The 11,731-nt window shown below is 72.2% G+C and carries 10 protein-coding genes; 4 read left to right on the top strand and 6 right to left on the bottom strand.

What is annotated here, in order from left to right; genetic code table 11:
- The first annotated feature begins 192 nt into the window (after window positions 1-192).
- Window positions 193-1,701, top strand: coding sequence for a sugar transferase (locus tag K330_RS0114535; protein ID WP_022922544.1), 1,509 nt, complete (start codon window positions 193-195; stop codon window positions 1,699-1,701).
- A 36-nt stretch (window positions 1,702-1,737) separates the two neighbouring features.
- Here the strand turns inward: K330_RS0114535 and K330_RS21540 are convergent, their stop codons facing one another.
- Genes K330_RS21540 through cysD form a run of 4 tightly spaced genes read right to left on the bottom strand, consistent with a single transcriptional unit; the run spans window position 1,738 to window position 6,131 of the window.
- Window positions 1,738-3,075: a DUF2254 domain-containing protein gene (locus K330_RS21540; protein WP_022922543.1), complete on the bottom strand. Its 1,338-nt coding sequence runs from the start codon at window positions 3,073-3,075 to the stop codon at window positions 1,738-1,740.
- 9 nt (window positions 3,076-3,084) lie between these two features.
- A complete protein-coding gene (locus K330_RS22895) occupies window positions 3,085-3,924 on the bottom strand; it encodes a sulfotransferase family protein (protein ID WP_084617583.1) in 840 nt (279 codons plus the stop codon).
- 36 nt (window positions 3,925-3,960) lie between these two features.
- On the bottom strand, window positions 3,961-5,220 hold the full coding sequence (locus tag K330_RS0114515; protein ID WP_022922541.1) for a sulfate adenylyltransferase subunit 1: 1,260 nt from the start codon (window positions 5,218-5,220) through the stop codon (window positions 3,961-3,963).
- A complete protein-coding gene (gene cysD / locus K330_RS0114510) occupies window positions 5,220-6,131 on the bottom strand; it encodes a sulfate adenylyltransferase subunit CysD (protein ID WP_022922540.1) in 912 nt (303 codons plus the stop codon). The genes K330_RS0114515 and cysD overlap by 1 nt, the downstream gene beginning before the upstream one ends.
- Window positions 6,132-6,215: 84 nt before the next feature.
- Here cysD and cysC point away from each other — a divergent pair, with 84 nt between their 5' ends.
- Together cysC and K330_RS0114500 are read left to right on the top strand one after the other, a co-directional pair.
- Entirely contained in the window at window positions 6,216-7,400 is a 1,185-nt protein-coding gene (cysC, locus tag K330_RS23405; RefSeq protein ID WP_229665797.1) for an adenylyl-sulfate kinase, read from the top strand.
- Window positions 7,400-8,317: a sulfite exporter TauE/SafE family protein gene (locus K330_RS0114500; protein WP_022922538.1), complete on the top strand. Its 918-nt coding sequence runs from the start codon at window positions 7,400-7,402 to the stop codon at window positions 8,315-8,317. The genes cysC and K330_RS0114500 overlap by 1 nt, the downstream gene beginning before the upstream one ends.
- Here K330_RS0114500 and K330_RS22890 read toward each other — a convergent pair.
- Window positions 8,259-9,023 (bottom strand): PIG-L deacetylase family protein, encoded by a 765-nt coding sequence (locus tag K330_RS22890; RefSeq protein ID WP_169448586.1) that lies wholly within the window; start codon window positions 9,021-9,023, stop codon window positions 8,259-8,261. The genes K330_RS0114500 and K330_RS22890 overlap by 59 nt on opposite strands.
- A gap of 301 nt (window positions 9,024-9,324) precedes the next feature.
- Between K330_RS22890 and K330_RS21520 the strand changes: the two genes are divergently transcribed.
- Complete coding sequence (locus tag K330_RS21520) at window positions 9,325-10,587, top strand: ATP-grasp domain-containing protein (protein ID WP_022922536.1); 1,263 nt, start codon at window positions 9,325-9,327, stop codon at window positions 10,585-10,587.
- Window positions 10,588-10,595: 8 nt separating this feature from the next.
- Here the strand turns inward: K330_RS21520 and K330_RS0114485 are convergent, their stop codons facing one another.
- Complete coding sequence (locus K330_RS0114485; protein WP_156875828.1) at window positions 10,596-11,678, bottom strand: glycosyltransferase; 1,083 nt, start codon at window positions 11,676-11,678, stop codon at window positions 10,596-10,598.
- Window positions 11,679-11,731: the final 53 nt, after the last annotated feature.

The following is an 11,731-nucleotide window of genomic DNA, read 5'->3' as shown; positions in this document are numbered from 1 at the left end:
CCTCATCTGCACCATCCGCGGGAGGGGCGAGGGGGTGGACGGCTCCTGCGAGCGGGTCTACTGTGAGGAACGCAGAGGCGAGAAGAGGTAGCGCCACCAGCGCCGTGACACCACGCTGGTGGGGTCTTCGCAGATGGGACCCTTCCCTTGACAGCATCAGTCAAGGCCTCTCGCGGACCGCAGGGGGTCCACGTGAGCGCCGGCAACAACTCAACGGGTCTGTGCACGACGTTCTTCACCGTGCCGGAGGCCTGGCCGGACACCCGCGCGCAAGGATCGGCACGGACCCGGCGATATCTGGACGGCTACCTGCAGGCCGTCCGGCTCGGCGATCTCGTCGCGGTCCTGGCCGCGGTCGCCGGCGCCCACCTGCTGCGGTTCGGGACCGAACGTGGTGCTGCGCTCGAGGGCTTTCGGCCCGTCGGTTACGTCGTCGTCTCGACGCTCCTGGTGCTCGGCTGGATGGCCAGTCTCCACCTGCAGCGCTCCTACGACGGGCGTGTGGTCGGCCACGGTGTGCAGGAGTACAGGGCGGCCTTCCAGGCGTGCACGTGGCTCTTCGCCGCCCTGGCCATCGCCGGCTTCGCGCTCAGGCTGGACTTCGCCCGGGGCTACGTGCTGGTCGCCTTCCCCCTCGGGACGGTCTTGGTCCTGCTGAATCGCTGGTCCGCGCGCCGGTGGCTGGTCGGGCAACGGCAGCGCGGCCGGTTCTGCGACCGGGTGCTGCTGGTCGGCGGCCGTGCCCAGGTCGGCGAGCTCGTGGTCTCGCTCGGCCGCACGCCCGAGGCCGGTTACCACGTCGTGGGCGCCTGCGTCGACGACGCCGGCACGGACGCGGTCGCGGGCGTCCCCGTCGTCGGGCGGGAGCTGGACGTCCTGGTCCGGGCCACGGAGCTGGACGTCGACGTGGTCGCGGTGTCCTCCACGGCGGGCATCGGCGCTGCCGGACTGCGGCGCCTGGGCTGGGCTCTCGAGGGCACCGGCATGGACCTCGTGGTCGCCCCGGGGATCATGGACGTGGCCGGCCCGCGAGTGCTGACGCGGCCGGTCCAGGGGCTGCCGTTGATCCACGTCGAGGCGCCCGCTCTCTCGGGCCCCCAGCGAGTGGCGAAGCAGGTGACCGACCGTGTCGCGGCCGTGCTGATCCTCCTGCTTCTCCTACCGGTGCTCGTCGCGGTGGCGCTGTGCGTCAAGGTCGAGGACAGGGGTCCGGTGCTCTTCCGGCAGGTGCGCGTGGGGCATGACGGACGGTCCTTCGGCATGTGGAAGTTCCGCAGCATGGTGACCGACGCGGAGGCACAGCTGCCCCGCCTGCAGCTGCTCAGCGAAGGGGCCGGTCCCTTGTTCAAGCTGCGCTCAGACCCACGGGTGACCCGCACCGGAGCCGTGATCCGCAAGTACTCCCTCGACGAGCTGCCCCAGCTGCTCAACGTCCTGACGGGCGACATGAGCCTCGTCGGACCCCGCCCGCCCCTGCCGCGCGAGGTCGCGGCGTACGAGCCCGCCACCTTCCGCCGCCTGCTCGTCAGACCCGGGATGACCGGCCTGTGGCAGGTCAGCGGACGCAGCGACCTGCCGTGGGAGGAGGCCGTCCGCCTGGACCTCTACTACGTCGAGAACTGGACCCCCGTCCTCGACCTGATGATCCTGTGGCGCACCCTGCGGGTCGTGCTCCGCCCCGCCCGCAGCGGCGCCTACTGACGGTCGCGGTGCGGGGAGCGGGGCCTCCGGCCGGGGTCAGACCTGCGCGAGCACCCGCTCGGTCTCGCGGACCCGCTCGGCGTACTCCTCCACGTCGTGCTGCTGGTGGTCGGCCCGCTCGAACGCCTCCTCCAGCAGCCGCACCTGGGTCAGCAGGCGGGCGCGCAGGTCGCGGTGGCGTGCGTGCCGGCCGACGCGGCGGACGAGGTCGAGCGCGGCGTGCATGACCGAGGGGGAGGTCACGGCATACCACCGGACGTTGTCGAGCACGGTGGAGGTGAGCTCGACCGCCCCGACCTGCGGCGCGCAGACCCGCAGCGCACCGGCGTCGTCGTAGCGGCGGGTCGAGGGCATCTCCCGCTGCGCCAGCAGCGAGAGCCCGGAGGAGAGGTCGTCGAGGGCGTTGACGGCGGTGAAGGGGTCGTTGGTGCCGGGGGAGAGGGCCCGCACGGCGAGCTCGGTGAGCTGCTGCACCGCGAAGGAGACGTCCTGGTAGGGGCTGCGGGCGTCGTCGACCTGCACCGCGTCGCGCACGGCGTCGAGGGCGTCCTCGCCGACGGCGTCGGCGTGCAGGTGGGCCACGACGGAGTCCTGCAGGACGTACTGCCCCGGGCGGACCCGCAGGTGCACCACCCCGCCGGCCTCCTGCGCGGTCCGCACGAGGTCGTCGCCGTGCACCGCGGTCACATAGCCCTGCCGCCCCGCGCGCACCGGCTCCCCGTGCTCCTCGGCGTGGTCGCACGCTTCTTCGGTATGCGGCTCAGGCCCGTCGAGCTCCTCGGGCCCGTGGCCCACCTGCTCGGGGTAGAGCCGCTCGACGGTGCGGCGCAGGTCGGTGCGCACGCGCCGGGAGATCGTGGAGATCTGGATGGAGTCGGAGATGTGGTGGATGAAGTAGATGAGCACCGCGACGTTGAGCACCGCGAGGACCACCGCGAAGTTGACCGCCAGGTGCGGGACGAAGACCTCCGCCTCGGGGTCGCCCGGGTCGCCGATCGCCCGGACCGAGCGCAGCACGAGCAGGCTGTAGAGGAAGGTGGCGACGTAGACGCCGAGCACGACCTGGTTGCCGCGGTCCGTCATGAAGTTGCGGATGAGCCGCGGGCCGTAGCTGGAGGAGGTCAGCGCCAGCACGGCCATCGTGATCGAGAAGGTCGTGCCGGCGACCGCCAGCGACGACCCGGCGATGGCACCGAGGATGTCGCGGCTGCCGCTCTCGCCGACGCGGTAGAGCAGGGTGTCGGCCCAGCCGGGCAGCGACATCTCCCACACCCGGTCGACCCAGACGAGCAGCTGGGAGAGGACGACCGCGACGAGGCACAGCAGCGCGGGGACGAACCAGAAGCGCTCGCCGAGCTGTCTGAGCAGGGGCACGCGCGCGCCTCAGCCGTCGAGCCGGGTGAGCGGCGCGTAGCCGAACCGCGGCATGAGGTCGGCGCAGCGTCGCTCCAGCCGCTCGAGGTTGGCCCCGAAGAAGTCCTGCGGCGTCACCTCCCGGTCGCCCCGCGGCTGGTACTGCTTGTCCTGCGAGGTCGAGATGTCGTTGACCACCGACAGGCCGAGGTCGCGCGCGAGCCGCTCGATGAAGCCGCGCTTGTCGGCGTCGAAGTCCTCGTAGCGCACCAGCGTCATCTTCTCGGGCGAGTCCAGGTAGGTCCGCGCCGCGCGGATCCACCGGTCGGCCAGCACGTCGATGTAGTGGCCGCCGCTCTCGCCGAAGTCGGCGCCGGTGATGATGCCGTGCCACCCCTTGAGCTTCTTGGCCAGCCGGTCATACTCCTCCTGCGGGAGCTCGGGCAGGTCACCGGGGATCTGCAGGCGGTTGAGGATGCTGCGCACGTTCTGCCGCGGGTCGCGCACGACGAAAAGGAAGCGGGCATTGGGGAACTGCGCGGCCAGCTGGGGGTAGAGGAAGACGAAGTCGTTGTCCTTGACCACGGTCGCCGCGAACGACTCCGGGTGCTTCTCCGCCAGCTCGGCCAGGCTGGGCCGGTCCGCGAGCACGTCCCGCAGTCGGACCTTGTTGGTGTAGAGCACGTCGGAGACGAAGGGCTCGTCGGAGCACTCGGCCAGCAGCGCGGCGATCGCCGTGGTCCCCGCCTTCTGGTTGCCGAGGACGAAGATCTGCCCCGGGTGCTGCGGCGCGCCACGACCGCCGCGGGCGGGCATTCGCCGCCTGATCGCCGAGGTCCATCGGGCCAGCATCGTCCGGTCGGCGCTCATGCGGGCAACCCTAGCGCCGGGCACCCACGCGTCCGATCAGCCGTTGATCATGCCGGCGCCGACCGTGCCGCCGGTCGCCTCGTCGACGAGGATGAAGGAGCCCGTCGAGCGGTTCTGCTGGTAGGAGTCGGCCAGCAGCGGGTGCGCCACCCGCAGGTTGACCCGGCCGATCTCGTTGAGGTGCAGCTGGTCGGCGTCCTGCACGCGGTGCAGGGTGTTGATGTCCAGCTGGTAGTGGATGTCCTTGACCACCGCCCGCGTCACCCGCGTCGTGTGCTTGATCGCCAGCTTCTGCCCGATCCGCAGCGGCGACGTCGTCATCCAGCACACCATCGCGTCGAGGTCCTGCACCGGCTCCGGCTGGTTGTGCACCCGCGCGATCATGTCGCCGCGGCTGACGTCGAGGTCGTCGTCGAGGCGGACGGTCACCGACATGGGCGGGTAGGCCTCGGCCAGCTCCTCGCCGTCGAGGTCGATCCCGGCGATCGTGCTCGTCATACCGCTGGGGAGCACGACGACCTCGTCGCCGGGCTTGAGCACCCCGCCCACGACCTGCCCCGCATAACCGCGGTAGTCGTGGTAGGCCTCGGACTTGGGGCGGATGACGTACTGCACCGGGAAGCGGACCGCGCGCAGGTCGCGGTCGGAGGCGGTGTGCACGTGCTCGAGGTGGTGCAGCAGGCTCGCGCCGCCGTACCACGGCATGTTCTCGCTGCGGTTGACCACGTTGTCGCCGTGCAGCGCCGAGATCGGGATCGCGGTCAGGTCGGGTATGTCGAGCTTGCTCGCGAAGGCGGTGAACTCGTCGTCGATGCGGGCGAAGACCTCCTCGGAGTGGTCCACCAGGTCCATCTTGTTGACCACGAGCACGATGTGGGGCACCCGCAGCAGCGAGAGCAGCACCGCGTGGCGGCGCGACTGCTCGCTGACCCCGTTGCGGGCGTCGACCAGGACCAGGCCCAGGTCGGCCGTCGAGGCGCCCGTGACCATGTTGCGCGTGTACTGGATGTGCCCGGGGGTGTCGGCGATGATGAACTTGCGCTTCGGCGTCGCGAAGTAGCGGAAGGCCACGTCGATCGTGATGCCCTGCTCGCGCTCGGAGCGCAGCCCGTCGGTGAGCAGCGCCAGGTCGGTGTAGTCGTAGCCCTTCTCCGCCGACGTCTTCTCCACCGAGGCCAGCTGGTCCTCGAAGATCGCCTTGCTGTCCAGCAGCAGCCGGCCGATGAGGGTCGACTTGCCGTCGTCGACGGAGCCGGCCGTCGCCACCCGCAGCAGGTCCACGTGGCGCCGGGTCATCAGAAGTACCCCTGCTTCTTGCGGTCCTCCATGGCGGCCTCGGAGAAGCGGTCGTCGCCGCGGGTGGCCCCGCGCTCGGTCACCCGGGAGGTGGCGACCTCCTCGACGACCTTCTCGACCGTGTCGGCGTCGGACTCCACGGCCCCGGTCAGCGTCAGGTCGCCGACGGTGCGGAAGCGCACCCGCCGCTCGGTCACGGTCTCGCCGTCGCGGCAGGGGTTGTGCGGGCTGGCGGTGTAGAGCAGGCCGCCGCGCTCGAAGACCTTGCGCCGGTGGGCGAAGTAGAGCGAGGGGATCGTGATGTCCTCGCGCCCGATGTACTGCCAGATGTCCAGCTCGGTCCAGTTGCTCAGCGGGAAGACGCGCATGTGCTCGCCCTCGCGCAGGTGGCCGTTGTAGAGCGACCACAGCTCGGGCCGCTGGTTCTTGGGGTCCCACTGGCCGAAGTCGTCGCGGTGGGAGTAGACCCGCTCCTTGGCCCGGGCCTTGTCCTCGTCGCGGCGGCCCCCGCCGAAGGCGGCCGTCCAGCCGTGGGTCTCGATGGCGTGCAGCAGCGTGCCGATCTGCAGCCGGTTGCGGGTGGTCCTGCCGTCGTCGACGACGATGCCGTCGGCGATCGCCTGCTCGACCGAGGCGACGTGCAGCCGCACGCCCAGCCGCTCGACCCACTCGTCACGGGTCGCCAGCACCTCGGGGAAGTCGTAGCCGGTGTCGACCTGCAGCACCGGGAAGGGGATCCGCGCCGGGTGGAACGCCTTGGCCGCCAGGTGCAGCATGACAATGGAGTCCTTGCCCCCGGAGAAGAGCAGCACCGGCTTCTCGAACTCCGCCGCGACCTCGCGGAAGATGAAGATGGACTCCGCCTCCAGCTGGTCCTGGTGGCTCAACCGGTAGTCGACGTGGGTGGACACGGGCTCTCTCACTGCCGAGGGACGGATGCGAGCACACCATAACGCGCGGGTCTGCGACCGGGCCGGTCCTGCCAGAATGCGGGGGTGAGCGCCCGACCCCACCAGATCTGTATGCCGTTCGCCGCGCTGGACGCGCTCGAGCGGCTGCGGCTTGGCATGGGCATGGGTATGGCGCGCGACCCCGACGCCGCCGTCCTGCCGCTGGAGGCGGACGACCGCGCTGCCGCGGCCGGGGCGGGCCTGGAGGTCGTCGACCCGGAGGGGGTGCCCCTGGCCCGCTGGACGGCCGACCAGGTCGACGAGGACGGCGCGGTGGGGGTCCCCGAGTGGTTGGGCAGCACGGCGCCGCGTCCCTTCGAGCGGCTCTACCTCAGCCCGGCCGAGGCCCGGTCGCGGGCGGGCCAGGACGCGCTCGGCGTCGTGGTCGACCGGCTCCCCGACGCGCAGGACCTGGAGGAGGTCCGGCGGCGGGCGGACGGGCTGCGGGTCGTGCTGCTCGTGCTGGCCGGGCCGACGCACTCGCCCTACGGCCACGGCGAGCGGCTGGTCCGCCGCAGCCTCGAGCTGGCCGACGGGCTACTTGGCGCCCAGGTCGTCGCCGTCCCGCTCTCCCCGGCCGAGGCGGCCGCCGACCCGGACCTGCTCGAGCAGGTGGAGACGGCATACCTCGGCGGTCGTGCCCACCGCCTCCCCGAGCGCAGGGCGAGCCCCGCGGAGACGGGGCAGACCGGGTCGGGCGGTGTCGTGCTCTTCCTCACCGGGCTGTCCGGGTCGGGCAAGTCGACCGTGGCCCGGGCCGTGCGCGCGGCCGTGCTCGAGCTCGACGGGCGCCCGGTGTCGCTGCTGGACGGCGACGTCGTGCGCCGCCACCTGTCGGCCGGGCTGACCTTCTCGCCGGAGGACCGCGACACCAACATCCGCCGGATCGGCTGGGTCGCGGCGGAGGTCGCCCACCACGGGGGGATGGCGGTCTGCTCGCCGATCGCGCCCTACGACGCGACCCGCCGCGACGTGGCCGAGATGGTCCGCGAGCGCGGCGGCGACTTCGTGCTCGTGCACGTCAGCACGCCGCTGGAGGAGTGCGCCCGGCGCGACCGCAAGGGGCTCTACGCGCGGGCGATGGCCGGGGAGATCGCCGACTTCACCGGGGTCAGCGCGCCCTACGAGGAGCCGGCCGACGCCGACCTCGTGCTCGACACCACCGACCTGACCGTCGAGAAGGCGCGCGACCGGGTGCTCGACCTGCTCCGCGAGCGCGGGCACTGCTGATGGGCGAGGTCGTCGCCCTCCTCGTGGTCGCCTTCGGCGTGGGCATCGTCATCGGCCTGACCGGCATGGGCGGCGGTGCGCTGATGACGCCGGCGCTGATTTTCCTGGGCGTGCCGCCCACGGCCGCGGTCGCCAACGACCTCGTCGCGGCGTCGGTCAACAAGACCGTCGGCGCCGCTGTGCACTGGCGCTCCGGCTCGCCCAACCTGCGGCTGGCGGCGTGGCTGACGGCCGGGTCGGTGCCGTTCGCCTTCGCCGGGGCGTTCATCATCGACGCCTACGGCGCGTCGGGGGACCCGCAGGCCTTCCTCAAGGTCGCGATTGGGGTCGCGCTGCTGCTCACCGCGGGGCTCTACACGGTGCGGATGTATCTGAACATGTCCCGCCGCGTCCGGGTCGACCCGCGCGCCGCCGACCCCGTCGTCCGGCCCGTGCCGACGCTGCTGGTCGGCGCCGTCGGCGGGCTGCTCGTGGGCATCACCAGCGTCGGCAGCGGCTCGCTCATCATGGTCTGCCTGCTGCTGCTCTACCCCACGCTGGCGGCGCGGCGCCTCGTCGGGACCGACCTCGTGCAGGCCATCCCGCTCGTGGTCGCGGCTTCGGTGAGTCACATCATCGTCTCCGGCATCGACTGGGACGTGCTGCTCCCGCTCGTCCTCGGGGGAGCGCCGGGCACCTACCTCGGGGCGCGGCTGTCCTCGGTCGTGCCGCAGTCGGTCACCCGCCGCGGCATCGCCACCGTGCTCACCCTCACCGGGCTGGCCATGCTTCAGGTGCCACCGGTCTGGGTCGGCATCATCGGGGCCGGGCTGGTCGTGCTCGGGCCGGTCGTCTGGGGGCTCGTGCGCCGGGCGGCGCTCAGTCGTGACGGTAGCCGTAGGGGTCGTGCAGGAGCTGGTAGTCGAAGGACTCCTTGACGCTGCGCACCCCGATGGCCCACCAGTTGCCGGGGATGTCGCGCCGGCGGTAGGACTCCTGGTGCTCGCGGGTGACCGGCGAGCCGGTGCCGACCTTCTCCAGCACCACCCCGTCGGGCACCAGCTCGAGCCGCTCGGGGGAGATGAGGTAGCCCGCGCGGGACAGGTGCCCGTCACGGACCAGCTGCTGCACCGCACGCCCGCACGCCTGGTGGTCGGGGTGGTCGTCGTGCCAGCTCACGGTGACCGCCTCGGTGCCGGCCGGCACGTGGGTGCCGACGAGGTCCACCACCGCCTCGGTGGTCGCGCCGCCGTCGGGTAGGCGCAGCTCGTAGGGCAGCACGAGCGGGGTGGCCCCCATCGCGCGGACGGCCCCGTCGAACTCCCGGTCGCGCATGGCCGAGAAGTGGTGCAGGGAGGGGACGAAGCCCAGCTGCTTGGGCAGCTGGCGGGTGCGCACGCTCGAGCCCTCGCCCCGGCTGACGAGCAGCACCGTGACGCTGCGGCCGGCGGCGACCGCCGCGAGGATCGCCGGGCCCAGGGTGAGCACCTCGTCGTCCTGGTGCGGCGCGACCGCGACGAGGTCGGTCGTCACCAGCTCGGGGGCCGCCACCCGCGCCCGGGCCGCGACCACGGCCGACGACGCGCCGCGTCCGACCGGCCGCCACCAGCGGCGGCGGGCCCTGCGGTCCCCTGTGCTCGACATGGTGCGGGAGCGTAGCAGCGCGAGGACGCCACCCGAGGCGCGGCCGGGCATGACGAAGGGCCCGTCCGGGCAGGAACCCCGTCGGCCCGCCCGGACGGACCGTCGGCCCCGCCGGGCGGGCCCCTGTGCTCCGCCCGGCGAGACCTTCGTGGATCGACCCAGGCAAGCCCCTGCACCTGCCTGGACGGATCCCCCGTCCCGACCATCCAGAGCCCCGTGGGACCCCCCAGATACCTCCCGGCCGCAAAGACTTTCGCGCTGGCCCTGACGGGAGGCCCCATACCCGCTAACGTTCCGTGGCATGAGCGGCGACGTGCGCAACCACCTGATCGGTCTGCTCCTGGGGGCGGAGGAGGACTGGCCCCGAGCGTTCGAGTCGATCCTGCGGATGGTGGGGCCCGTGCAGAGCGGCGGGCAGACCCACTCGGTGAGCAGCGAGCGGGTGCGCATCCACCCCTTCGACCTGACCGACCCGGTGCGCCACGGGCTGGTCATCGACCGCCTCGCCTACTGGTACTACCACCCGCGCGAGTGGCTCAAGAAGGCGTCGCTGATGAACGACACCTACCTGCTCAACAGCCCCTTCACCTTCCAGGCGATGGAGAAGCACAGCGCCTACGTCGCGATGCTGCGCCTGGGGATGAAGATCCCCAAGACCGTGCTGGTGCCCTACAAGAACCCGGTCGACAACGTGCGCTGGGCCTACACCTCCGCGCGCTACAACGACCCCTTCGACCTGGAGCAGATCGCCGAGGAGGTCGGCTACCCGCTCTACATGAAGCCCTTCGACGGCGGCGGCTGGCGAGGCGTCTCCCGCGTCGACGATGTCGAGGGCCTGCACCGCTCCTACGACGAGTCGGGCAACATGCTCATGCACCTGCAGGCCACGGTCGACTACGACCACTTCGCCCGAGCGCTGTCGATCGGGCCGGAGACCATGGTCATGGACTTCCGCCCCGGCGAGCCCATGCACTCCCGGTATGCAGTCACGCACAACTTCCTCTCGCCCAAGGCCGGGTGGGAGACCGAGACGGTGAGCAAGGTCGTCAACGCCTTCTTCGGCTGGGAGTTCAACAGCTGCGAGATGCTCGTCAAGGGCGACGACGTGCACCCGATCGACTACGCCAACGCCTGCCCCGACGTGGCGCTGACCTCGCTGCACTACTACTTCCCGTGGGCGATCACCGCGCTGGTGCGCTGGTCGACCTACGCCCTGATGACCGGGCGGCGCTCCTTCATCGGGGTGCGCGACCCGCGGGCCTACTTCGACATCGCCGACGACCCCGACCGCTCCTACGACGAGAAGATGCAGGGCTACCGGGCGCTGGCCGACCGCGAGTTCGACACCGACCGCTACTGGGAGTGGTGCAGCCAGCACCTGGCCCACCTGCCCGAGCGGGTGCTGGAGTGGGTCGGCTCGCCCGACTTCGACAAGCTCCTCGTGGAGACGGTCCGCGCGACCTACCCCGAGCACGAGCACGAGCAGTTCCTCGCCCACTTCCGCGGGCTGACGGGGCTGTGGGTCACCGACCAGCAGTCCCTGCGCGCCGGACAGGCGGGGTAGCCCTCTGCTCAGGAGCCGTGCGGCTCCACCTGTGAGACCAGGGCGGCGTAGGCCCGGCGGAACGGCTCGACCCCGTAGGCACTGGCCCGTGCCCACATCGCCGCGGTGTCGGGTGGTGCGGCGACGGCCCGCTCGACGGCGTCCGCCCACGCGCCGGAGTCGCCCGTGGTCAGGACCTGGCCGAGCCCGTCGGCGAGCAGCTCGGCCGTCCCGCGGTTGCGTCGCGCGACCACCGGCGTCCCGGACGCCAGCGCCTCGATGACCACGCGGGGCACTCCCTCACGGTAACTCGGGGCGAGCAGCACGGCGGCGTGCGCCATCCACAGCGGCACCTCGTCGCTGCGCTCGACGAGCCGCAGCCACGGACGGCTGCCGGCCGCCCGCGACAGGTCTGCGGCCAGGGTGCCCTCGCCGATCACCACGAGGTCGAGGAGCCGGCCCCGGGCGCGACACTCCTCGACAGCGGCGACGGCGCACAACGGGTCCTTGTTGGCGTTGAGGTCGCCGACGAAGAGCGCATAGGGGCTGGTCGGCGCGTCGGCGGGCGGAGGGGTGCCGCCCCGGTAGTGCTCGACCGGCACGCCTGCCCCCGGCAGCGCCACGACGACGGGCGGTCGCAGCAGCCGCGGCAAGCTGGTGACGAAGCGGTGGTCGGCCGCGCTGACCGTGGCCAGCGCCTGGGTGCGGTGGGCCAGCGCGGCCTCGATCAAGCGGGCCGCGCGCCCCCGCAGGCCGCGCTCGCCCGGCTGGAAGTGGAAGCCGTGGACGACGTAGATCGTGCGCCGTCGGGCACGTCCCGTGGCGACCGTGCGCCAGAGCACCGAGATGATCGGTGACTGGACCTGGACCAGGTCCCACCGCTGGGTGCTGAGCCGACGCAGCCGGCCGGCGAGGTCGAGCAGGGTCCTCGGCCGCAGGCGTCGCTCTGCCGGGATCTCGACGAAGACGCTCCCGGTATAGCGGGCCAGCAGCGGTCCCGTCCACGCGTCACGCGCGGCCGCGAAGGTGAGGTCGTAGCCGCGCTCCTCGAGCGTCCGCCACGCCTCCGGGCTCTGCAGCGCCAGGCTCCGCGACACCGTCGCGACGGTCAACGCCCGGAGCCTGCGACCTTCGGCCGGCCCGTCGCCGGCTCCCTCGCCGCGGC

Source organism: Ornithinimicrobium pekingense DSM 21552, from assembly GCF_000421185.1.
Classification (GTDB): Bacteria; Actinomycetota; Actinomycetes; order Actinomycetales; family Dermatophilaceae; genus Ornithinicoccus; species Ornithinicoccus pekingensis.
The sequence above is the reverse complement of the archived record's forward strand: the minus strand, read 5'-3'. Positions and strand labels throughout refer to the sequence as shown.